The 23670-nt window shown below is 56.9% G+C and carries 25 protein-coding genes and 1 other RNA gene; 9 read left to right on the plus strand and 17 right to left on the minus strand.

Annotated elements, in window-relative coordinates; all coding sequences use genetic code 11:
* Positions 1-43: 43 nt before the first annotated feature.
* Both U5J94_RS12930 and U5J94_RS12935 read left to right on the plus strand, forming a co-directional pair.
* The gene (locus U5J94_RS12930; RefSeq protein WP_322566037.1) at positions 44-928 is read left to right on the plus strand and encodes a LysR family transcriptional regulator; all 885 of its coding nucleotides are present in this window, start codon (positions 44-46) and stop codon (positions 926-928) included.
* A 34-nt stretch (positions 929-962) separates the two neighbouring features.
* Entirely contained in the window at positions 963-1307 is a 345-nt protein-coding gene (locus tag U5J94_RS12935; protein ID WP_322566038.1) for a BON domain-containing protein, read from the plus strand.
* Here U5J94_RS12935 and U5J94_RS12940 read toward each other — a convergent pair.
* The 8 genes from U5J94_RS12940 to U5J94_RS12975 all read right to left on the minus strand — a co-directional run bounded on the left by U5J94_RS12940 (position 1298) and on the right by U5J94_RS12975 (position 10016).
* Complete coding sequence (locus U5J94_RS12940; protein ID WP_416224180.1) at positions 1298-1609, minus strand: DUF3050 domain-containing protein; 312 nt, start codon at positions 1607-1609, stop codon at positions 1298-1300. The genes U5J94_RS12935 and U5J94_RS12940 overlap by 10 nt on opposite strands.
* 213 nt (positions 1610-1822) lie before the next feature.
* A complete protein-coding gene (locus U5J94_RS12945; protein ID WP_322566039.1) occupies positions 1823-3202 on the minus strand; it encodes an FAD-dependent oxidoreductase in 1380 nt (459 codons plus the stop codon).
* A 76-nt stretch (positions 3203-3278) separates the two neighbouring features.
* A complete protein-coding gene (locus U5J94_RS12950; protein ID WP_322566040.1) occupies positions 3279-4445 on the minus strand; it encodes an MFS transporter in 1167 nt (388 codons plus the stop codon).
* 235 nt (positions 4446-4680) lie between these two features.
* Positions 4681-5781, minus strand: a complete 1101-nt coding sequence (aroC, locus tag U5J94_RS12955) for a chorismate synthase (RefSeq protein WP_322566041.1) — start codon at positions 5779-5781, stop codon at positions 4681-4683.
* A 100-nt stretch (positions 5782-5881) separates the two neighbouring features.
* A complete protein-coding gene (gene hemN, locus U5J94_RS12960) occupies positions 5882-7261 on the minus strand; it encodes an oxygen-independent coproporphyrinogen III oxidase (protein ID WP_322566042.1) in 1380 nt (459 codons plus the stop codon).
* A 437-nt stretch (positions 7262-7698) separates the two neighbouring features.
* Entirely contained in the window at positions 7699-8628 is a 930-nt protein-coding gene (prmB, locus tag U5J94_RS12965) for a 50S ribosomal protein L3 N(5)-glutamine methyltransferase (protein ID WP_322566043.1), read from the minus strand.
* Between the two features lie 5 nt (positions 8629-8633).
* Complete coding sequence (mog, locus tag U5J94_RS12970) at positions 8634-9185, minus strand: molybdopterin adenylyltransferase (protein ID WP_322566044.1); 552 nt, start codon at positions 9183-9185, stop codon at positions 8634-8636.
* 45 nt (positions 9186-9230) lie between these two features.
* The gene (locus U5J94_RS12975; protein WP_322566045.1) at positions 9231-10016 is read right to left on the minus strand and encodes a DUF481 domain-containing protein; all 786 of its coding nucleotides are present in this window, start codon (positions 10014-10016) and stop codon (positions 9231-9233) included.
* An 80-nt stretch (positions 10017-10096) separates the two neighbouring features.
* On the opposite strand from U5J94_RS12975, the gene amrB reads away from it, so the two are divergent.
* From amrB to U5J94_RS12990, 3 genes are all read left to right on the plus strand, one after another.
* Positions 10097-10894 carry an AmmeMemoRadiSam system protein B gene (amrB, locus tag U5J94_RS12980; RefSeq protein ID WP_322566046.1) on the plus strand — a complete coding sequence of 266 codons (798 nt, stop codon included), beginning with the start codon at positions 10097-10099 and terminating at the stop codon, positions 10892-10894.
* Entirely contained in the window at positions 10894-11445 is a 552-nt protein-coding gene (gene amrA, locus U5J94_RS12985) for an AmmeMemoRadiSam system protein A (RefSeq protein ID WP_322566500.1), read from the plus strand. Before amrB ends, amrA begins: the two co-directional genes overlap by 1 nt.
* Positions 11446-11529: 84 nt before the next feature.
* A complete protein-coding gene (locus tag U5J94_RS12990) occupies positions 11530-12030 on the plus strand; it encodes a hypothetical protein (protein ID WP_322566047.1) in 501 nt (166 codons plus the stop codon).
* Between the two features lie 106 nt (positions 12031-12136).
* Here the strand turns inward: U5J94_RS12990 and U5J94_RS12995 are convergent, their stop codons facing one another.
* From U5J94_RS12995 to orn, 5 genes are all read right to left on the minus strand, one after another.
* A complete protein-coding gene (locus U5J94_RS12995) occupies positions 12137-15049 on the minus strand; it encodes an EAL domain-containing protein (protein ID WP_322566048.1) in 2913 nt (970 codons plus the stop codon).
* Positions 15050-15283: 234 nt separating this feature from the next.
* On the minus strand, positions 15284-15424 hold the full coding sequence (locus U5J94_RS13000) for a hypothetical protein (RefSeq protein ID WP_322566049.1): 141 nt from the start codon (positions 15422-15424) through the stop codon (positions 15284-15286).
* 304 nt (positions 15425-15728) lie between these two features.
* Positions 15729-16460, minus strand: coding sequence for an RNA polymerase sigma factor FliA (locus U5J94_RS13005; RefSeq protein WP_322566050.1), 732 nt, complete (start codon positions 16458-16460; stop codon positions 15729-15731).
* Entirely contained in the window at positions 16457-16594 is a 138-nt protein-coding gene (locus tag U5J94_RS13010; protein WP_322566051.1) for a hypothetical protein, read from the minus strand. Before U5J94_RS13010 ends, U5J94_RS13005 begins: the two co-directional genes overlap by 4 nt.
* Positions 16595-16818: 224 nt before the next feature.
* Positions 16819-17379: an oligoribonuclease gene (gene orn / locus U5J94_RS13015; RefSeq protein ID WP_322566052.1), complete on the minus strand. Its 561-nt coding sequence runs from the start codon at positions 17377-17379 to the stop codon at positions 16819-16821.
* Between the two features lie 84 nt (positions 17380-17463).
* On the opposite strand from orn, the gene U5J94_RS13020 reads away from it, so the two are divergent.
* Genes U5J94_RS13020 through rsgA form a run of 4 tightly spaced genes read left to right on the plus strand, consistent with a single transcriptional unit; the run spans position 17464 to position 20361 of the window.
* On the plus strand, positions 17464-18708 hold the full coding sequence (locus U5J94_RS13020) for a M48 family metallopeptidase (RefSeq protein ID WP_322566053.1): 1245 nt from the start codon (positions 17464-17466) through the stop codon (positions 18706-18708).
* Between the two features lie 34 nt (positions 18709-18742).
* Entirely contained in the window at positions 18743-19057 is a 315-nt protein-coding gene (locus U5J94_RS13025; protein WP_322566054.1) for a cytochrome c, read from the plus strand.
* Positions 19058-19062: 5 nt separating this feature from the next.
* Entirely contained in the window at positions 19063-19392 is a 330-nt protein-coding gene (locus U5J94_RS13030; protein WP_322566055.1) for a 4a-hydroxytetrahydrobiopterin dehydratase, read from the plus strand.
* A 21-nt stretch (positions 19393-19413) separates the two neighbouring features.
* Entirely contained in the window at positions 19414-20361 is a 948-nt protein-coding gene (gene rsgA, locus U5J94_RS13035; RefSeq protein ID WP_322566056.1) for a small ribosomal subunit biogenesis GTPase RsgA, read from the plus strand.
* Positions 20362-20488: 127 nt separating this feature from the next.
* On the opposite strand, the gene recR is transcribed toward rsgA, so the two are convergent.
* The 4 genes from recR to ffs all read right to left on the minus strand — a co-directional run bounded on the left by recR (position 20489) and on the right by ffs (position 23658).
* Positions 20489-21088, minus strand: a complete 600-nt coding sequence (gene recR / locus U5J94_RS13040; RefSeq protein ID WP_322566057.1) for a recombination mediator RecR — start codon at positions 21086-21088, stop codon at positions 20489-20491.
* Positions 21089-21346: 258 nt separating this feature from the next.
* Positions 21347-21673 (minus strand): YbaB/EbfC family nucleoid-associated protein, encoded by a 327-nt coding sequence (locus U5J94_RS13045; protein WP_322566501.1) that lies wholly within the window; start codon positions 21671-21673, stop codon positions 21347-21349.
* Positions 21674-21698: 25 nt separating this feature from the next.
* Positions 21699-23294 (minus strand): DNA polymerase III subunit gamma/tau, encoded by a 1596-nt coding sequence (gene dnaX, locus U5J94_RS13050; protein WP_322566058.1) that lies wholly within the window; start codon positions 23292-23294, stop codon positions 21699-21701.
* Between the two features lie 267 nt (positions 23295-23561).
* An RNA gene (gene ffs / locus U5J94_RS13055) (signal recognition particle sRNA small type) lies at positions 23562-23658 on the minus strand.
* Positions 23659-23670: the final 12 nt, after the last annotated feature.

Genomic DNA, 23670 nt, shown 5'->3' on the forward strand with positions numbered 1-23670 from the left:
TTACCCAAATTCATTATTTTCATATTATCTATAACTTTTATTCATGGATTTTGCCAATTTGCAAGCCTTCATCGCCGTTGCGGAGCAGCGCTCCTTCTCACGCGCCGCCGGCCAGCTGTTTCTCACCCAGCCGGCCATCAGCAAACGCATCGCGGCGCTGGAGGCGGAGCTGGGCAGTCCGCTGTTTGACCGCATCGGCCATCAGGTGCAGCTGACCGAGGCAGGCCGGGCACTGCTGCCCCGGGCCCGCCAGCTGCTGCTGGATCTGGAGGACAGCCGCCGCGCCATCCGCAACCTCTCCGGCCAGATCGCCGGTCAACTGAGCGTGGGCACCAGCCATCACATCGGCCTGCATCGCTTGCCAGCGGTGCTGCGTCACTATACGGCGGCGTATCCTGCTGTCGAACTGGATCTGCAGTTCATGGAATCGGAGCAGGTTTGTCATGGCGTGTTGCACGGCGATTGCGAGCTGGGTGTGGTCACTTTGCCGCTGGCGCCCCCCGCGGAACTCAAATTTCAGCCGATCTGGCGTGATCCGCTGACTATCGTGATCGGTCTGGGCCATCCACTGGCCCACACCGCATCCACCGATCCCGACACATTACTGGATTATCCGGTCATCCTGCCGATGCGCGGCACCTACACCCGTGAACTGGTGGAGCAGGCCTTTGCGGATGCCTGTCCCGATAGCGTCCTCCAGGTCAAACTCGCCACCAATAATCTGGAGACCATCAAGATGATGGTCAGCATCGGTCTGGGCTGGAGCGTACTCCCGCAAACCCTGCTCGATAACGAGTTGCAGACGCTGCAGTTGCCGCAACTCAAGCTGGAACGGCAACTGGGCGTGGTCTGGCACGCCGGACGCACCCTGAGCAATGCCGCCAGGTCCATGCTGGAATGTCTGCAACAAAACGCCGATCCGGGTTAAACTCGCCAAACCAGCCAACATCGAGCGCAATGCCATGTTCCGACTCCCTGCCCTGCTGATCGCCCTGCTGCTGGCAATTCAGATCACGGCGTGTGGTACGCTCGCCGCCACCGGAGGACACAGCGGCAGCAGTGAATACGGCTTTGACAGCAAGGGCACAACACCGTCCGATGCCAGTATCGGTGCCGCCATTCGACGGCAACTCATTCAGGATCCCGACATCAATGCGGGGCGTGTTGCAATCAACACGACAGAGGGTATGGTGACACTGGATGGCGAGGTCAGCGATGAAGCCACCCGACAAAGAATCATCAGTCTGTGCCGCAAGACGCCCGGCGTGAAACAGGTCAACGCCAGGCTGAAATTGATTCAGGATTGACGGTACTGCTCGAGCACGGCATCCCACAGCCGGCTGCGCAACTCGAGACTCATAAACGCAGTTTCATAGGCCTCATCGAGTAACGCCGGATCGTCTTGGCACAGGCTGTCCAGGCACCGCCGGGCCAGGTGCGAGTGCGCTTCCCCATAATGATCACACGCTTCTCCGTTTTGATCGAGATCGCTCTCCTCCCCGAGAACAATCTCGTTAACAAACCGTGTCACCTCTTTTGGTCCGCTAACCGGCTGCCATGGCACTTCCAGACAGGTCAATCCTTTTTGCAGAGCTTTCAATAACGACATAAAATCCCAGACAGCAAAACATGATATTGCATAAACAGGGTTAAAGCCCGGGGATCATCCAGAACCTGATAAAGAGGATGCTCGCAAAGTCTTTGCTGTGCTTCCTCAAGCTGTGATGTCATATCCATTGTCGATGTCATAATGGCATTCGAGCGCATACTTAACCTCCGGTTAAACTTTCCGGTATAGCAAATTCGGATAAATCAGGAAGAATTATTCAGAAGAGAAACAGCCTTTAGGCGACGATTCCTGGGCTAAAAGTTCAGCGCTAAAGCGTGTCTCATCGATCTTGCAACCCAGATAATCGGCGATAATTCGCATATCCTTTTCGGCATTGCCCAGGCAGCTGGTGGCGCCGGGCGAAGGCGTCATATTGAAAATGATACCGTTACCCGGATTAATCTTCGCCTCGCCGAGATGTAACTTTCGGTTGAGTTTATCGATCATGACAGGTCGTATCCCACCGATACCTTTGGCAAATTTCAGTTCCTTGAGTGTCAGATCAGGGACAATCTTGCGCGCATCGCGTAAAAACAATAGCCGGCGAACAAAAGGAATCTCAAACAGAAAGTTCTTGAACATATAGTTGCGAATGTCCGAAACCTTGAACAGATCCCATAATACTTTCATAACGCCCCAGTCCGGGCGAAAGACGCGCAGAAACTCACCGACCGTACGCAGGTTATGACGTTCCAGCAGTGGCAGCACCAGTGCGGTCGGACCGAAGCGGGTTTTCTCCGGAACCAGAACATCGGGATCACCGTGAATCGCGGCAAACGGCAGCTTCTCATTCTGTACCGTATAGACCTTGCCGTTAAGTACCCTCGGTGTGTAATAGAAACTCCCCGCTACCGGCAGGCAAGAGTAGTTCAGGCCGTAACCCAGACGCTGGGCATATAACAGACTGTGTGCGCCGGCGGAGACCACCACAAATTTTGTTCGGTAGGTGCCCCGGCTACTGATGACTTCGTAATAGCCATCATGGCGACGAATATCCTTTACATAAGTGGAAAGATGTACGTCAACCTGCTTGTTGCGCTCCTGGCGGGCCTGATGAATAAAGCTGTTGGACAGGGCATGGAAATCGACGGCGCTGTATTCATCCAGCACCGCCAGGGCCACGAGTTCCTCATTGCCACGCTGTTGTGTCACGCGCGGTTCGATTTCGGCAATCTCGTTCTTTTCGAGCAGCCGCATCCCCGGAAAGTGATCATGAAACCGGGCATAACGTTCCCGTAATTCGGCACACTCTTTGGCCCCGACTCCCAGTACCATTTTAGGATACTTGAAGATCAGGCTCTCCTGTTCGGGCACCCGCTGACAATAGTTGACCACCATGCGCGCGGTTGCCTGCACGTTGACCGCTTTCTCCAGGCTGTAGTTGGTCTCGATGTCACCGCAATGCAGGGTCTGACTGTTGTTACGGCCATGGGAGTTGAGATCGGCAATACTGTCGTGTTTTTCCAGCAAACAGATCTCACCGAGATCGGTATAACGCGCCAGCGTATATAAAAGCGCAGCGCCGGATATACCGCCACCAATAATCAGTACATCATAAATCGGTCCATCATGGATTCTTGCCTGGGTTAACATCGGGGGAATAACACCTTTTACCTGTCAGGGTTTATAAAACTGCGGAGTTGATTTATCGGCTGCCGGCGCGGGACATTTATTTTACCGCAACGGATTCATCAGTGGGAGGATAAACAAACACGTAAACCACCAGCATACCGATGAGACTCAGCGCCGCGGCCAGACTGTACATTACCAACGGCCCGCTCAAATCGTATAAATAACCGCTATAGAAGCTGCCCACCGCACCACCGGCACCGAAACTGAGGCTGCTATACAATGCCTGCCCCTTGCCCTGATGGCGACCGCTGAAAAACAGGTGAATCATCTGGATCGCCGCGGCGTGATAGATGCCGAAACTGGCGGCATGCAGCAGCTGGGCAAACACCATAATCAAAACCCAATGCGGAAACAGTCCGATCAGCACCCAGCGCAAGGTCGCCAGCAGCAGGCTGAGCATTAACAGCCCGCGCAGGCCAAAGCGTGGGACCAGCCGGTGCATCACCAGAAACACCGCCACCTCCGCCAGTACCCCGAGTGCCCAGAGCAAACCAATTTTATCCAGCGAGTAGCCGGCCTCTTCCATATAAATGGAATAGAAGGTGTAGTAAGGCCCATGACTGGCCTGCATCAGAAAACAGGCGATCAACAGGCCCGCGACCGCCGGTTTGGCGAGCACCTGGCGCAACGGCGGATGATCCAGCGGCATATGGCCGGCCGCCTCTTCGGGGACCACGATACTGCTGAGCCAGATCGCGGCGAACAGGAACAGCAGAACATGAGGCAACCAGCGAATCGCTTCGCCCTCGAGGGTGGAACCGATTGCCCATACCGAAAGAATGAACCCGACCGACCCCCACAGACGAATGGAACTGTAACGATGGACCTGACCGACCAGATGATTGAAGGTCGTCGCCTCGAACTGGGGCAGTGCCGCATTCCAGAAGAAACTGAACACCGCCATCACCAGGACCAGCCACCAGAAATCCGATGACAAATAGACACCGGTGAACGTGAGTAACGCCAGCAGACTGCCGAGTTGTACAATCGCCATGCGCTTGCCGGTATGATCGGCAATCCAGCCCCAGATATTGGGCGAGACAATCTTGGTCGCCATAACCACTCCCATGATCGTCCCGATGGCGGCTGCCTCATAGCCCAGCGACTTGAGGTACAGCCCCCAGTACGGCACCAGCGCACCGAGACTGGCGAAATAAAACAGGTAAAACGCGGATAACCGCCAGTACGGCGCTTTGGACGACACGTTCAAACCTCGGCCCATTGTTCAAGGGGACACATCAAACCGGCCAACAGCTTCCACAGGCATGAGCTGGAGATCACCCACTGAACACACCGAACACGCCGAATACACCGAAAAAGATATCTGCGATGAAACAACTTCAGTGATTTCGGGGCGTTCGGTGTGTTCGGTGGTTCCTGCGCTTTATAACTCAAAGCTGGCAGACAGAATCCGGATTGCACCACGATCCCGGTCACCGTTAGCGGACGGCGGGCGGGATCACCGGCGTGGTGGAGTGCACATCCGCGTTCTGGGCGCGATGGCGCAACAGATGGTCCATCAACACAATCGCCATCATCGCTTCAGCGATGGGGGTGGCACGAATACCGACGCAGGGATCATGGCGTCCTTTGGTAATCACCTCGATGGGATTGCCCTCGGTGTCGATGCCCTTGCCCGGCAGGCGCAGGCTGGAGGTGGGCTTGAGCGCGAGGCTGGCCACAATGGGCTGGCCGCTGGAGATACCGCCGAGCACCCCGCCGGCATGATTGCTCAAAAAACCGTCCGGCGTCATTTCATCGCGGTGCTCGGTGCCCTTTTGCTCCACCGCCGCAAAACCGGCGCCGATCTCCACGCCTTTGACCGCGTTAATACTCATCAGGGCATGCGCCAGGTCCGCATCCAGGCGGTCGAAAATCGGCTCACCCAGTCCCGGCGGGACGCCGTCGGCCACCACATTGATGCGCGCACCAATGGAGTCCCCGGATTTGCGCAGTGCGTCCATGTAATCTTCCAGCTCCCCGACCCTGGCGGCATCGGGAAAGAAAAACGGGTTCTCCTCCACGGCCGCCCAGTCAAAGGTCTCGGCCTTGATCGGCCCGAGCTGACTCATGTAGCCGCGGATCCGAATCCCCAGTTTTTCGTGCAGATATTTTTTGGCGATCGCCCCGGCTGCCACGCGCATGGCAGTCTCGCGGGCCGAGGAGCGTCCCCCGCCGCGATAGTCGCGCACGCCGTATTTCTGCTGATAGGTGTAATCGGCATGCCCCGGACGAAACTGGCGCATGATATTCGAGTAATCCTTCGAGCGCTGATCGGTATTATGAATAATGAGTCCAATCGGCGTGCCGGTCGTCTGCCCTTCGAACACCCCGGAGAGAATCTGCACCTCGTCCGACTCGCGGCGCTGGGTGGTATGCCGCGTCTTGCCCGGTTTACGGCGATCCAGATCCTGCTGCAGGTCAGCCTCGCTCAGGGCCAGACCCGGCGGACAACCGTCGACGACACAGCCGATGGCCGGGCCGTGGCTCTCGCCGAAGCTGGTGAGGGTGAACAACTTGCCGAAACTGTTACCGGACATTTTTCGCGCATTCCAATGGGGTTCAGGAACACCCATTGTAATGGAACTCGGCGTCGTGTGACAGATGGGACTGCCGCCCTGAAATGGCTACGAAGATGTATTAGATAACCTTGGAATAGCGCCGGGTCTGCTGCTGGCGCAGGTACTTGTCGAACACCATGCAGATGTTGCGGATCAGCAGCTTGCCGGCCCCCAGTACAGTGATACCCCGTTCGTCGAGTTGCAACAAACCGTCCTCCTGCATGGCCTTCAGCTCCGCCAGTTCGGTGGCAAAGTACTCCGGCACACAAATCCCGAAAGCCAGCTCCAGCGCCGGAAAAGAGAGCCGGAAATGGCAGATCAGCTGATTGATAACCTCCCGGCGCAGTAAATCATCATCGTCCAGTTCCAGCCCGCGAAACACCGGTAACTGATCCTGATCGATACGCGCATAATACTCGTCCATCGTCTTGACGTTCTGGCTGTAACTGTCGGCCACCTTGCCAATTGCTGTCATGCCCATGGCAACCAGATCACAGTCAGCATGGGTCGAATACCCCTGAAAATTGCGATGCAGAGTCCCGTTGCGCTGGGCGATGGCCAGCTCATCATCGGGCCTGGCAAAGTGATCCATGCCGATATAGACGTAACCTGCCTCTGTTAATTTCTCGATGGAATACTTGAGAATCGCCAGCTTTTCGTCAGGGCCGGGTAGATCATCCGCATTGATCTGGCGTTGCGGCTTGAACAGCTCGGGCAGATGGGCGTAGTTGAAGATCGATAAGCGTTCCGGTTGCAGCGCCACAACCTTGTCCAGCGTGCGCGCAAAACTCTCGACCGTTTGCAACGGCAGCCCGTAGATCAGATCAAAACTGGTGGAACGGAACCCGTACTCCCGTACGGCCGCCATCACTTCGGCGATCTGTGCCTCGGACTGGATGCGGTTGACCGCTTTTTGTACCGCCGGCTCAAAATCCTGTACACCCAGGCTGATGCGGTTGAAACCCAGTTCGCGCAACAGAGCGATGGTTTCACGATCGGCTTCGCGCGGATCGATCTCGATGGAATACTCGCCCGTATCATCATCCAGCAGTTGGAAATGTTCCCGGGTCTTGGCCATCAGCTCGCGCATTTCATCATGACTGATGAAGGTCGGTGTCCCGCCACCCCAGTGTAGCTGCTCGACCGGGCGCCCGGCATCGAACAATTCACTCTGCAGCTCTATCTCCCGGTGCAACCGTTGCAGATAAGGCGCGGCGCGACGACGATTGGCGGTAATAATCTTGCTGCAGGCGCAATAGAAGCAGACCGTATTGCAAAACGGCAGATGAAAATAGAGTGACAGGGGCTGACCCTGCTGGTTACTCAGATCCGCCATATGACAATAGTCGTCCGCCCGGAACTGCTCGTGAAACTGGACCGCGGTCGGATAGGAGGTATAGCGCGGCCCCGCCCTGTCGTAACGGCGAATCAGCTCCTTGTCGAATTCCAGCTCATACATGGCCATTCCCCCGGGAAATTGCCGACATTATCGGCATTTTTGGCGCCTGCGGACTATGATCTGGATCAAATCCGGCGTATTTCATGATTCGCGGACGTCGCTCAAATCAGGGATAAAGAGCTCACCACGAAGGCACGAAGAACGCGAAGTGACAAATTCATCAAACCTTCGTGGCTTCACGTCTTCGTGGTGAAGGCTTTTCCGCGTTCATCGTCATTCGACCCCGCTGGTCAAGCAACGAAGAATTCAGGGAGTCGTAGGCCCGATAAAGCATCCTGCGGGCATAAACTCCGCGGTATCGGGCAACACCGCCGATTGCCGGACACCGCGTTGCTATGTCCGACCTACCACTGTAATTTTGAATTTTTACCGCAGAGACGCAGAGATTTTTATGAATTACTTTGCGTTCTCTGCGTCTCTGCGGTGAAATTTTTTATTCATAATTTCTGAATTGCAGGCAATGCCGCGCTCAGTTGTTCGGCGGTGAGCAGGAAGACGCCATGGCCGCCGAATTCGAATTCGAGCCAGGTGAATGGCACGTCGGGCAACAGGTCGGCCAGGGTGTCGGCACTGTTCCCCACTTCCACGATCAATACCCCGCCCGGGTTCAGGTGTTGCGGGGCCGCGCGCAACATGGGCAGGACAAAATCGAGTCCCTGCATTCCGGCAGCCAGACCCATGGCCGGCTCGTGCCGGTACTCCTCGGGCAGCGCGGCCATATCATCGGCATCCACATAGGGTGGGTTGCTGACAATCAAATCGTAACGCCGCCCGCCCAGCCCGGCAAACAGATCCGATTCGATCAGTTCAACCCGATCCGCCAGGTCGTATTGATCCACATTGATCCGGGCCACCGCCAGTGCCTCGGCAGAGACATCACTGGCATCGATCCGGGCCTGCGGCAGGGCCTCGGCCATGGCAATGGCAATACACCCTCCACCGGTGCCCAGATCCAGGACTCGCTGCACCTGCGCCGCATCCACCCAGGGTTCGAACTGATCCGCGATAAGTTCAGCGAAGGGCGAGCGCGGGATCAACACCCGCTCGTCCACATAAAACTTCAAGCCCGCGAACCACGCCTCATGCGTCAGATAGGCGGCGGGCTTGCGAGTGCTGATTCGCTGCCACAACAAATCGGCCAATTGCTGTTTTTGTTCATCAGTGACCTGACGTTGCAGATCCTGATCGGTGAAATCCGGCGCTAATCCCAGGCTGTAGGAAACCAGATAAGCCGCCTCGTCCAGCGCATTGTCGGTACCGTGGCCGAAATAGATCCCGCTTGCATCGAGCAGAGACTCACTTTGCAGGATCAATTCGCGCATATCGGCTGCCGGGGCCAATGCGCGATAGATATCGGTTTTGTCCATCGCGATCAGCCGGCCGGCTTTTGCGCATGTTTGGGACGAAAGGCCTTGACCATCTCATCGCGGGTTTCCAGATACGGCCCCTCGATCAGATCGATACAATACGGCACCGCCGGAAACACCGCATCCAGGCAATCGGCTATCGCCGAGGGCTTGCCCGGCAGGTTGATCAACAGGCTGCCCCCCCGGATCCCGGCCATCTGTCGTGACAAAATCGCGGTGGGAACATATTGCAGGGAGACCGCGCGCATCTGTTCACCAAAACCGTCGAGCACCTTGTCGCATACCGCTTCGGTGGCTTCGGGGGTAATATCGCGCCGCGCGGGGCCGGTACCCCCGGTGGTGACGATCAGACAACATTGCTGTTCGTCCGTCAGCTCTTTCAGTGCCGCCTCGACCTGATCCTGCTCATCGGGCACCAGCCGCGTTACCGCCTCCCACTCATTGATCAACGCCTTGTCCAGCCAATCCTTGATCGCCGGCCCGCCCTGATCCTCGTACTCGCCCCGACTGGCGCGGTCTGAGACGGTTACGATGCCTATTTGAACTCGCTGCGTCATACGTATCTCGCTTGCTGCATGCTTGAATGGAAAAAGGTTCTGGTTTTAAAAATCATACACCAGGGTCACGGCGGTACGGGTATCGGTATTCTCGAAACCGGGCTGCGGATCGCTGTTATCCTTGATGGTATAGCTCACCTTCATGGCCAGGCTGTTATTGATTTTCGCGGTCACAGCGGTGACCGATTCGGTATAGGTATTATTCTCACCGTGTTCCACATAAACGGTTTCACCGAAGGAGCTGGTATCGGTAATCTGCCATTTATAGTCGAGTCCGACGCGGGCGATGCCTTCGCTGTCACTGCTGCCGTCGGTATTTTTGCTCTGTCTGCTACCCACACCGAACTCACCCTTGAGCGTCATATCTTCCCTTTTGAGATACTGGTGCCCGTAACCGACGACCTCGGTGGTGCGCCGATCATAGCCGGCAAACCGATCATCCTCGTAGCGCAGGCTGCCGAACAGGTAATCGTTGTCGTCCAGTGAATACTCGGAACGCCCCGACAGTTCATAGCTCTCCGCGGTGGTGGTCTCCTGCTCGGAGGCTTGCAGCACCTTGAACTCCGCCCGGTGCAACCATTTGGCGCGGGTATTTTCCACCCGGAACTGGGCATTCAGCGTCTCGGTCTCGGTATTACCCCGGTTCATAATAAAGCCCAGCTCAGCCGCACCGTCCCACTTGCTCGGAGCCGGGGTGGCCTCTTCAGCGGGAGGGCTCTGCTCTGCCCCGGACTGCTCGCCCTCCTCTGCCGCCATCAGCGGGGTTGTTCCCAACACCATCAGTAACCCGACCAGGATGTAGTTGTATGGCGCACTACCTCTTGAAAACATATATTTCCTGCCTTGATTATTTACCGCTTTTAGCTCAGGGTTATCTTGAAACCCAGTCACCGTGACCCTATGGTGAGATTATGAGCCAGCACATTCGCCAACCCGCCGTGGCCGGGATGTTTTATCCCGCCGAACCCGCCCGGCTGCGCTCGATGCTCGAAGAGTATCTGCAGCAGGCCAGGACCAAACTCGACACCGAACAACCGGTACCGCGCGCCATCATCGCCCCGCATGCCGGGTACGTCTATTCCGGTCCGGTCGCTGCCAGCGCTTACGCCCGGATTCAGCCCGCCCACGCACGTTTCAAACGGGTGCTGTTACTCGGTCCATCACACCGCGTGGCAGTGCGTGGGCTGGCCACCAGCAGCGCAAGCCATTTTCTCACACCGTTCGGCCAGATTCCGCTGGATCGTGCGGCAATCGAACGGCTGGAAACTTTACCACAAGTGACATGTGCGGATCAGGCCCACGCAATGGAACATAGTCTGGAAGTACAGTTGCCGTTTTTACAAATAGTACTGGATGAATTTGTCCTGGTACCGTTGGTCGTGGGTGATGCCGATCCCCATGAAGTGGATGAGGTCATTGAACAGTTCTGGGATGATCAGACCCTGATCGTCATCAGCTCCGATCTCAGCCATTACCATGATTATGCCACCGCACAACGACTCGACAGTGCAACATCAAAGGCCATCGAGTCCTTGCAGCCCGATGCCATCGGCTATGGTGATGCCTGCGGTCGTAATCCGGTCAACGGTCTGTTGCAGTTCGCCCGGGAACACGGTCTGCATGCCACCATGGTGGATTTGCGTAACTCCGGTGATACCGCCGGCCCCCGGGATCAGGTCGTTGGTTACGGGGCGTATCTTATCCAGTGATGGACGACAACCAGCGCCGACAGTTACTGGCCATTGCCCGCCAGTCCATTCAACACGGCCTGCAACATAGCCGACCTTTAACCATCGACCCCTGCGACTATGACGAGTCGTTACAACACCCGGGCGCCAGTTTTGTCACGCTGATGTTAAATCGGCAGTTACGCGGCTGCATCGGCAGTCTGCAAGCGCATCGCCCCCTGGTGATCGATGTGGCTGAAAACGCCTTTGCCGCCGCCTTTCGCGATCCCCGCTTTGCGCCATTAACCGCCGCCGAATTCCCCTATCTTGAATATCATATTTCCCTGCTCAATCCGGCCAAAGCCATGCAATTTAAGGATCAAGCCGATCTGCTGAAACAGCTTCGTCCACAGGTTGATGGCCTGATCCTCGAGGATGGGGAGCACCGGGGAACCTTTCTGCCCTCCGTCTGGGAGAGCCTGCCCCACCCCGAACAGTTTCTGCAACATCTGAAACTCAAGGCCGGCCTGCCGGCCGACTACTGGTCCGACACACTGAAAGTCTCACGCTATACCGTCGAAGATATTGAATAGCGGGAAATAACCCTTATCCGATAGGTGACATGTTATCCGGCAAGTTGCGATAATGACAGCATAACCCTGTGAGCGGGACATCCCATGGACCAACTGCTGTTGCAGATTATTTTTCGACAATGGGATAAGGGCGAATGCACTGAAGTCGATGTCCAGCGACGTGCAGCATTGCCGGATCGCTACCCCCTCGAACGGCTGCCGGCACAGAGAGTCGGTTCTGATAATATCATTATTGATTGTCACGGCGATGATCGACTGGGTAACCGACTGCAATACCGGACGCTGCCGGATCACTCTCTGCGAATCGATCGCTTCCATATTGATGATCAGCATCTGGCTTATACCGACGATAGAAGCTGGAATGTTCTCGGCAGCCTGTATGAACCCTGGATACAGGCTCATTATCAATGGCGTTACCGGGTAGAGGAAAGTGGATTGATCTACTGGCTCTATGAAGAAGTGATTCTGAATGCAGCAAGGACTGAAAAATTTCAGCCGGATGTTTTCGTCTCTGCGAAACCCGCCGAGGTATATGGTCCACTGGTAACACCCACGTCAAATACACCCTTGCGCCTCGCCGATTGAAAGCAGGATGAAACCTTTCGAACAGATCGTTTAGCGATATTATTGTTATCAGGTTTTATGTTTAGCAAGGCCTGGAGCATGAATCAAGGTGCAGCCGATAAATCGATCACTCGTTGAGGGAATCGGTCCTGTAGGGCGACTGGACAAGCCAGGCCTCAAGTTCGTCCACCGGTAACGGCCGGGTGATGTAGTAACCCTGCCCCGCATCGCAGCCCAGCTCTTGCAGGCGTACCCACTCGGCTTTGGTCTCGACCCCTTCGGCAATTACTTTCAGTCCCAGATCATGGGCCATGGTGATGGTGGAGCTGACAATGGTCAGTGACTCGGGAGCAGAGAGCATCGCCTGAACAAAACTCTTGTCGATTTTCAGCACGGAAACAGCCATCTTCTGCAGATAACTCAGTGACGAGTAGCCGGTGCCAAAGTCGTCGATATACAACGAGAAGCCTCGCTTGTGCAGCTTTCTGAGGGTCTCCATTGACTTGTCCGGGTTCGTCATCAGGGCACTTTCGGTCAACTCCAGATTGATCAGGCTGACATCGGTATCGCAGACATACAGCATATGCTCGATTTTCTCCACCAGATGGCGATCATACAGATTGCGGGCGGAGAGATTGGCAGAGATAGGCAGGCGAAGATTATTCCGGCGCCAGCTGGTAGACTGACACATGGCGGTTCTGAGTACCCAATCGGTCAACGGCTTGATCAGGCCTGTCTCCTCGGCCAGGGGAATAAAATGATCCGGCGGGATCATGCCTTCGCGAGGATGTTCCCAGCGCACCAGTGCCTCGACGCCCAACAGTTTTTCACTGTGCAGGTCGACCTTGGGATGGTAATGCAACACCAGCTCATCATTTTCAATCGCATAACGCAACTGAGTAGCCAGAGACAGACGACGCTGGCCAAGCTCCTCGTCTTCGGGTTTGTACTCAGCAACACTTTCACTGGCATTGCGTGCCTGACGCACCGCCGTTTCCGCCCGGCGGATCAACACGGGAATGTCATTGCCATGTTCGGGAAAACGGACCACGCCAATGGTCACGCTGACATCCAGGGTCAGGTCGTCAACATTAAAGGGCGTCTCCAGTGAAGCAAGAATATCCTGAATCGTTTTCTCCACTACCCCCGCCTTCTCGCCCGGCACCAACAGCGCAAATTCATTACCACGCATGCGCGCCAGGACCATTTCGTCAGGCAGGCACTGACTGATGCGCGCACCGACATCGCGTAACAGAGTATCGCCGCGATGAAAACCCAGCGCTTCATTGATCTCGCGAAAACGATCCAGATCAATAAACAGTAAAATAGTGGGCTGCACCTTGGTAATACGCTTGTGTAAGTGCTCATCGAACAGGGTGTGATTGGGTAAATCGGTCAGGGCATCATAGTAAGCCATGTGGGCGATAGTGGCGTGGGCCTTTTCGTGCTCCGCCGACATACGCAGGGCACGAATACCGTAAGCCAGATCCTCGGCCGCCTCTTCCAGCAGCGATATTTCATTCGCATCGAACGCATTGGAATCGGATGAGCCGATCCCGAGAATGCCGATGATTCGGTGATTAACCTGTAGTGGAAACAGTAAGAGTGCATTAATTCCGTGACGTTTGGCCATGACGCACCATGGCGTCATGAGGGGATCGTTAATCAGATCCCGACTGACAAACAGTTCGCCCTGATCGATCACGCTGTGTAGGGGGCTGTCGGCCTGTTCCGCCGAGCCGACCAGGGCCAGGGGATCCTGTTCCGTCGGGACATCGTCGTCCTGCGGTGCCAACGTCTTGAGCCGCACCTGCCGGGGGTTTTGCCCATCACGATAGCCCACCCAGGCAGACTGATAGCCGCCGGAAGTTACGATGTTGTCGCACATGGCGCGTAGCAGGCCCGACTCGTCGGTTGCGCGCACGACGGCATGGTTACCCGCGCTGAGTGTACGCAACGCCCGATTCGTCCGTTGCAGCGTAGCGGCCATATCGTCAAAGGTCGCCGCCAGCTGGCCCAGCTCCTCGGCGCCACGCGGCAGACCGCTGCGCGCGGACATGTCGCCGGCCGCCAGTTTCTCCGCCGCGCTTCTCAAAGCGCGGATACGCCGTAATACCAGAGCATCACCGCCGAACCAGGCCGCCGCGAACACCAGCATTACCACCAGTAGCAGCAACTTGGCACTGCGATAGAGATACTCATTGACATCGGCAAATGCCACACCGGAAGGAATGCCGATGCTGATATAGATACGACCCGAGGTACTGTAGTGCAGCGGGGCGACGGCATGAAGCACCGATTTGCCCTGCGGGTCCTGCAGCGTCAGTACCGTCTCATTGTCCTGCTCCTTGATGGCAGCAAAGATCTTCTCACCGCGCAGGGATTCACCCGACCAGGCGGTTTCCGGATAACGGGCCAGGAGTGTTCCGAGATTATCGATCACCATCAGGCTGGCGCCATTGGGCAGCTCCACACTGCCTATCATCTCCTCCAGCCAGGAGAGATTCAGCGCGGCGAACACCACCGAGACAATTTCATTATTATCATTGGTGACTGGATAACCGAAATTGATTGCCGGCACGCCGGTGATCCGGCCCACCTGATACTCCCCAATGCCCAGATCCCGGCTGCGCAGCGCGCGTTGGAAGTAGCCGCGATCGGTAATATTGACCCGCTTATGCATCGGCAATGCACTGCAGAACATCTCACCGTCGGGCGTGGCCACGCCGAAATTAGTGTAATAGGGATTGGGTTTGCGCAGCATGCTTAGAATATCACTGCACACGTTCACACGCCGGTTATCCGGACGGACCGCCGGCAGTTGCGCCATACTCATTAGCAACTGGCGGGTCATGCTGATCAGCTGACGCTGCTCACGGGCTGCACCCCGTACAATGCTCAGTGCCCGTTCTTCCACATCCGCCGCTACCTGCTGGCGTTGCTGATAGGCCGTGTAACCGATCAGCACAAATGCCGGGATCACCGCCAGCAAGACCAGTAGCAACAGGCGGCCTCGTAATCCCACTATGGCCGGCTTCAAGACAGCGCCCCAAGCTGTTTGACAGTGATGAACATAGAATCCTTTCTGCGATTTAATTAATCAATTAATCGACAACCGTTCGGTTATCGACGCTTCGTTATGTATAAGAATATCGGTATACATCTAAAATCCTTTATAAGAAAAACCACATAACTCATCCGACGGGCCGACAAACTGTGAACGGGTTCACAGTTTAACGGCAATAAAACGGGCTCTGTATAACATCAGAATGGATTAATCCGCCTTCACCCGGCCGTGGCACACCCGATAGCGCAGCAGGATTTCATCCTCCGCCAGGGATTGCCCGTCATACAGCTCCAGAAAGCTGGCCACGTTGTGTTCATCCAGCGTCACCACTACATGGCCATCGCTCATCGCGACCGTTTCGCGCCAGGGCCGCGCTTGATCCGGTTCGGTCCTGAGCAAGGTGCTACGAAATGACAGATGATTAATAAACGAGCGATTGGCGACTCAATAACCAGTCTATAACTACAATTGATCAAACACACTGTGATACTTCACTACACACGAAATCGCATCCAGACAACCGGGCTCAAGTTCCATTCCGTATCTATGGAGATTAATAATTACTAACAAAGCAAATTCAACCAGCCCGAAACACAACAGGCCCCGGGTGGGGCCTGCAAAAAACTATCTAAACCAGAACAATCAAGCTATATCAGGTATCCTTGAACCGACTCTCCATCCGTGCCTGCAACCGAATCACCGCCTGACTGTGGATCTGACTCACTCGCGATTCACTCACCCCCATGATCGCGCCGATCTCACGCAGGTTAAGCTCTTCATCATAATACAACGCCATGACCAGCCGCTCGCGCTCCGGCAGACTGGCGATCGCCTCGGAGACAACCCGCTGCACATCCTCGTTCTGCAGGCCGTCGACAATGCCGGGAGCATGGTCGGACATGTTGTCGAGCATCGAGTCTTCACCCGTGCCCATGTCCTCGAAGCTCATCACTTTGTGATAACTGTTGTCCTGCAGGATCTTGTAATAGTCCTCCAGCGACATCTCCAGCGACTCGGCGATCTCCACATCGCGCGCATCGCGGCCGCGATCGTTTTCGATCTCGCGCACCGCCTCAGCCACCATGCGCGCCTTGCGATGCACCGAGCGCGGTGCCCAGTCGTTTTTACGGATTTCATCCAGCATCGAGCCGCGAATGCGGATGCCGGCGTAGGTTTCGAAACTGGCGCCCTGGGTTTCGTCGTAATTGCGGGAGGCTTCGAGCAGACCGATCATGCCGGCCTGGATCAGATCTTCCAGCTGCACGCTGGCGGGCAGCCGGTTAATCAGGTGACAGGCAATACGCTTGACCAGCGGTGCATGCTGTTCAACCAGATCCTCGTGCAACCTGGGCTGATTGGCGGCATAGACGGCGATACCACTCACGCCATGACCTCCGCCGGGTTGCCAGCAAACAGATCGATAAGCGCACGCGGTTGGTGGATCGTCATGATCCCCAGTTCGCCGGTGGCGGCGCATCCCGTGGCGCCACGCATTACATCCAGAAGTCGATCCATCACTTGGGTAATTATCTCGTCAACGTCCCGCTTGTGCCATTCTGTACAGCATATTACACAAAAAACCGCCAGTGAGGTCTGTTTGTCCTACTTTGCTGCCCCAGGCCAATAATACACCAATATTGTGACCAAATTCACACTTCGCGCGGTTTTACTCCCTATAGAGACTGGGCGTTTAAACTTCCGCCCCGCTGACGCCACTTATAAATAAGCATAGCAGTCGGCCCTCAGGCATCGGTCGAGAAAGGTTTGAACAGATGCTCGCGGTAATAGCGCAGCTCGTTGATGGAGTCGCGAATATCATCCAGCGCCAGGTGGCTGGAGGCTTTGCTGAATCCGGCGGTGATCGACGGGGCCCAGCGGTTGGCCAGCTCTTTCAAGGTGCTGACGTCGAGATTGCGGTAGTGAAAATAGCGTTCCAGTTCCGGCATGCAGCGGGCCAGAAAACGGCGATCCTGACAGATGCTGTTGCCGCACATGGGCGAGGTGCCGGCGGGCACGTACTCGCGCAGAAACTCTAGGGTGCGGGCTTCGGCCTCGGCCTCGTTGACCGTGCTGTTGCGTACCCGCTCCACCAGGCCCGACTGGCCGTGCTGGCGGGTGTTCCATTCGTCCATCCTGGCCAGGATCGGATCACTCTGGTGAATCGCCAGCATCGGCCCTTCGGCCAGAATGTTAAGCTGATTGTCGGTGACCACGGTGGCGATCTCGATGATCATGTCATTGAAGGTATCCAGCCCGGTCATCTCCAGGTCGATCCAGATCAGGTTATTGTTATCTTGTGCCATAAACAGCTTCCATCGCGCGTGACTTGCCATCCATTCTATCAGAGGCTAACCTGCGATGCTGCGCTCTGAACGGGGAATTCCATGATGAATACGGTGACAATGATCTTTCTGCTGGCGGTGGTGCTGTCGGTCGCCCTGCAGCTGTGGCTGGGACAGCGGCAGTTCCGCTTTGTCCGTCAACACCGTGATGCGGTGCCCGCCGCGTTCCGCGATCATATCTCCCTGGAGGCCCATCAAAAAGCCGCCGATTACACGCTGGCCAAACTGCGCTTTGGTAAAATCGAATTGCTGCTGGGCACCGCCCTGCTGTTGATCTGGACCCTGGGCGGCGGGCTGAACCTGCTGGATCAGTTGTGGCGCGCCATGTCGCTGTCGCCGATCCTCACCGGCCTGGCGGTGATTTTCAGCTTCATGCTGATCAGTACGATTCTGGATATTCCCCTCAGTCTCTATCGTACCTTTCGTCTGGAGGAACGCTTCGGCTTCAACCGCATGACCGGCAAACTGTTTATCGCCGATTTTGCCAAAAACATGCTGCTTGCCGTACTCATCGGCGGGCCGCTGCTGTGGTTGATTCTCTGGTTGATGCAGGATGCCTCGCCGTGGTGGTGGCTGTATGTGTGGGCCATCTGGATGGGCTTCAGCCTGCTGATGATGTGGGCTTATCCCGCATTTATCGCCCCGCTGTTCAACAAGTTTTCGCCGCTGGATGACGGTGCGCTGCGCGAGCGCATCGAAAACCTGCTAGCACGTTGTGGTTTTCGCAGCAACGGCATCTTTGTCATGGACGGTTCGCGCCGCTCCAGTCACGGCAATGCCTATTTTACCGGGCTGGGCGACAACAAGCGCATCGTCTTTTTTGACACCCTGCTCAAATCGCTGACGCCCGATGAAGTGGAGGCGGTCCTGGCCCACGAACTGGGGCACTTCAAGCGCCGGCATATTCAAAAACGGATCGGCGTGGTCGCCGTTATGAGCCTGGTCGGACTGGCGTTGTTGGCCTGGCTGCTGGATTATCCGCCGTTCTATTACGGGCTGGGGGTGTCAGAGCCGTCGACCTATATCGCCCTGCTGCTGTTCATGCTGGTGATGCCGGTCTTCAGCCTCTATTTGCAACCGTTGATGGCCGCCTTCAGCCGTAAACACGAATTCGAGGCCGACGATTTTGCCGCCGAGCAGAGTGATGCCGGGACATTGATTGAGGCACTGGTCAAGTTGTACAAGGAAAATGCCAGTACCCTTACACCTGACCCGGTTTATTCCGCCTTTCACGATTCGCACCCGCCGGCCCCCGTGCGCATTGCCCATTTGTCGAGTAAAATGAGTTAAGTCCATTTCTGCACAGCGCACGAGGTTAAACCCGATGTTGCGACACAACTGCACAGCCGGTTTGTTTCTTTTCCTGTTAGCCGCCACGGCCTGGGCCGGTGATCCCGGGCAGGGCCGGGAACTGCATCAGGAGAGCTGCATACAATGTCACGCAGCAATGAAAGGCGGCATATACGGTCACGACGGCACCGGCATCTATACCCGCGAGAATCGGCGTATCGAATCGCTGGCCGCCCTGCACAAACAGGTCCGCCGCTGCAAGACCAGCCTGGGCGTCTCCTGGCCGGAGAATCAAATCGAGGACGTGGTCACCTATCTCAACCAGAACTTCTACAAGTTCGAGGAGTAAAAGTTATGGGACTCGCCGACAAAGCATGCCAGTCACTGCCCAAGGGCAGCCCGCCACTGGACAAGCAACAGACCACAGACCTGCACAAGGAGATCAGCGACTGGGCATTGAATGAGGCCGAACAGACCCTGACGCGGGAATTCAAGTTCAAGAACTTTTACCAGACCATCGAATTCGTCAACGCCGTGGCCTGGATCGCCAATCAACAGGACCATCACCCGGATCTCGCGGTCAGTTATAATCGTTGTCAGATCACCTTCACCACCCACTCGGTCCGGGGACTGTCTGAAAATGATTTTATCTGCGCCGCCCGGGTCGACGCCCTGTTTGACTGAGCACAGCGTCATTAACCGGCTATGACAGGGGCGACGGGTTCCGAACGCGATCGCCCCGCCGCGGACAAAAGCACGCCGGAACGCAGCGGCACGGTCATCGCCAATTATGGTGCGCGCCTGCGTGTCGAAACCGACGACGGCCAGCAGCACGAATGTCACTGTCGTAAAAACGCCGGCCCGCTGGTCACCGGCGACCGGGTAACGCTGGAGTTCGGTGAACGCGACACGGTCGTAACCCGGCGTTTACCACGCCACTCGGCCCTCTCCCGCCCCGACAGCCGGGGCAACCCCCGAATCATCGCCGCCAATATCGATCAATTGCTGATCGTCATTGCTCCCCGCCCCGCCTTCAAGGAGGCATTGATCGATCGCTATCTGGTGGCCGCCGAACTGAGCCGGATGGTCCCGGTCATTGTACTGAACAAAACCGATCTGCTGGACGAGACAACGCGTGAGGCATTGATGCAGCGTCTGGGAATCTATGCGCAGATCGGTTATCAGGTGATCCCCGTCAGCGCCGAGCTGGCACACGGTCTCGACCAGCTTCGGCCGGTATTGCGCGAGCGCAGCAGTATCGTGGTCGGGCAGTCCGGGGTCGGCAAGTCCTCACTGATCAATGGCCTGCTGCCGGGCGTTGATGCCCGGGTCGGGGATGTTTCCGACGCCACTAACAAGGGTACCCACACCACCACCACCGCGATGCTCTACCATCTGCCCGATCACGACGGCACGATCATCGACTCACCCGGCATTCGCGAATTCGGCCTGTGGCAGATCCGGGCCGATGAAGTGGCGCTCGGCTTTCGGGAGTTCGACGACTATCGCGAAAAGTGCAAATTCCGCGACTGCCTGCATCGCCAGGAACCCGGCTGCGCCGTACGCGAGGCCGTCACCCGGGGCGCCGTCAACGACCAACGCTATGACAGTTATCTCAAGCTGCTGGAATCAGTGGAACAAAACAACAACTGACCGTCACTTAGCGGACTGTCCAAACATAACGCAAAGAACGCGGAGAATTATTTGTTATTTCCATGCTGTTGTTCTTTATGTATAAGTCAATCCGATAAGGGGAAAGCATTGGGCACAAACGCTTTCTTCAGACACGATGGCGTTCCAGGAACGCGCGGGACAATGTGCTGCTGTTGAGGTATTCCAGTTCACCGCCCATGGGCACGCCCTGGGCGATGCGCGAGACGTTGATACCTTCGCGCCGGGCCGCCATCTCGGCAATGTAGTGGGCGGTGGCTTCGCCTTCGACCGTGGCGTTGGTCGCGAGAATCACTTCAGTTACCTCACCGCTATCCAGGCGCTCACCCAGTTTGTCCAGACCGATATCCAGCGGCCCGATGCCGTCCAGCGGCGACAGGTGCCCCATCAGCACGAAAAACAGTCCCTTGTAGTCGGTCGCCTGGGCAATGGCGTGCACATCGGCCGGTGTTTCCACCACACACAACAGACTGCGATCCCGTTGATCACTGCTGCACAGCTGACAAATGGTTTGTTCGCTCAGGTTGCGGCACTGCTCACAATGGCCGACATTGTCGATCGCCTCCAGTAACGTGTTCGCCAGATGGCGTCCGCCCTCGCGCTCCCGATCCAGCAGATAAAATGCCATGCGTTGCGCCGACTTCGGCCCCACGCCGGGCAGACAGCGCAGTGCCTCGACCAACTGGTTAATCAGGGGACTGTAGGACATAACGGCACCTTACCTGCCTGGTGAAAGTTTACGGAAATCACCGTTCCCGTAACTGATATTGGTGGATAATATCTCGTCAGGGTATTCACAACGTCGACTGTCGATTAAAACCACCGAAGCACTGAGGACACTGTAAACACCGAAAAAGCGAGCCAATCTTTCCTGAAGGATCTTTCGGTGCAGTTCGGTGACCCCGGTGTCATCGGTGGTTATTTTCTATGCTGAGAATAGTTAACCAGGCAATCAACATGCCCCGCCTCAGAACGGCAGTTTGAACCCTTCCGGCAGATTCATCCCGTCGGTCATGCCGGCAAAGCGTTCCTGGACGGTTTTTTCCACCTGGCGCACGGCATCGTTCATGGCCGCGGCCACGAGATCTTCGAGCATCTCCTTGTCGTCACCCACCAGGCTGTCGTCGATCTCGACGCGCTTGACATCATGCTTGCAGGTCATGGTGACCTTGACCATGCCGCCGCCGGACTGACCGGTGACTTCGATCTTGGCCATCTCTTCCTGGGCCTTTTGCATGTTGGCCTGCATCTGCTGGGCCTGCTTCATCAGATTACCTAATCCACCTTTCATAATGTTTACCTCAACTCATGCTGTCGCTTTAATCGATCGGTTCCACGCTGCCCGTATTGATCCGGGCATCGAAGGTCTCAATCAGGTTTTTCACATTGGCGTCGTTTTCAATCGCCGTCACCGCGGCGCTCTGCCGCTCGTCACGCTCACGCGCCTCGCGGCGTGCCGGGGTCTCCGCCCCTGCCACCTGGCGTACTTCAGTCGTCAACTTGACCGGTTGACCAAAATATTCGCTCAACTGTTGTTGCAACTGCGCTTCGCGCTCTTTGGTATACAACGGCGCGCCGCCCTGATCCAGTGCCAGTTTGATCCGGTTGCCCTCATGGCTGAGCAGCACCGAATGGGCGGCCAGTTGTTTGACCGCGCCGCCCAGGGACAGGCCGGCGACAATCGCCGACCAGTCCTGGGCGGGTTGCGGCGCCGTATCAATCGCCGGCGCGGCGGCGACCGGCGGTGGTTCACTTTTTGCGTTGTTGGGCTGCGGACGTTTCGCGTCCGCCTCAGGCTTTTTTGCCGGGGGTGTGCCCCCGCTGTCCGCCGGCAGCGGGCGAAACGCCAGCATACGCAACAACACCATCTCCAGGCCACTGCGCGGATCCGGCGCCAGGGGCAGATCCCGCCGCCCGTTGAGGGCAATCTGGTAATAGAGCTGGATATCTTCCGCGCTCAGTTTTTGCACCAGGGCCTGCAGCGTCGCCTGATCGCCCATCCCCTCATGGTACGCCTCCGGCAACTGCTGCAACAGCGCCAGCGAATGCAACAGGTTGATCAACTCGACCAGCACTTCACTATAATCAGGAATGATATCCATCGCCTGTTCGACGATGGCCAGTACTTTTTGACCGTCGCCGTCGGCCAGGGCATCCAGCAGTGCCGTGACCGGCTGCTGATCGAGCTTGCCGAGCATGGCGCGCACATCCGCCTCGCGCACCGCCCCGCCGCCGTAGGCAATGGCCTGATCCAGCACACTCAATGCATCGCGCATGCTGCCGTCGGCAGCCCGCGCCAGTTGCTGCAGCGCCGGGGTTTCAAACTCGATGCCCTCTTCCTGCAAGACGCTTTCCAGGTAACTCAGGATCAGCTCCGCCGGCAGGCGGCGCAGGTTGAACTGCAAACAGCGGGATAAAATGGTGACCGGCAGTTTTTGCGGATCGGTCGTCGCCAGCAAAAACTTCACATGCGGCGGCGGCTCTTCCAGGGTCTTGAGCAGCGCATTGAAACTGTGATTGGTGAGCATGTGTACCTCGTCGATCAGGTACACCTTGTAACGTCCCCGGGTCGGCGCGTACTGCACGTTGTCCAGCAGGTCCCGGGTATCCTCGACCTTGGTGCGTGAGGCGGCATCCACCTCCAGCAGATCCACGAAGCGGCCTTCGTCGATCTCGGTACAGGCGCTGCACACCCCGCAGGGCTGGGAGCTGACGCCCTGCTCGCAGTTGAGCGACTTGGCGAAAATCCGCGCAATGGTGGTCTTGCCCACCCCGCGCGTGCCGGTGAACAAAAAGGCATGATGCACGCGGTCGTTATCCAGCGCATTGATCAGCGCCCGCGAGACATGTTCCTGCCCCACCAGCTTGTCAAACGTGCGCGGCCTCCATTTACGTGCCAGGACCTGATAGCTCATGCTTTTTCCGAACCCATCCGAAGTTTCATGGAAAAGCCATTCTACCTGTCCGCGGGAGGCGGTGCATCAATCGGAAAAAAGGGCCGAGGGACGAGTAACGAGGAAAACCGCAAGGCCACTGGCCGGTAGGAGCGCCTTCGGCGCGATACCCCTTTGCGCACTGGCAAGCCCGGTCGCGGCGCAGCCGCTCCTACAATCCGTGGAGTGGGCTTTTGATCTTCCTCGTCACTCGTACCTCGTCCCTCGTCACTGGAATTGGGTGACAGCTCGTACCAGCCACACCCCGGCGCCCGAGTCCACCGCTACGGCTGCTCCCTTCCGGGCCTGACCGGGTTCACGGCTTGTCGTCGCGGGGGGACCGGCACAAGCTGCCATT

This window comes from Thiohalophilus sp. (assembly GCF_034522235.1).
In the GTDB taxonomy this organism is placed as follows: Bacteria; Pseudomonadota; Gammaproteobacteria; order UBA6429; family Thiohalophilaceae; genus Thiohalophilus.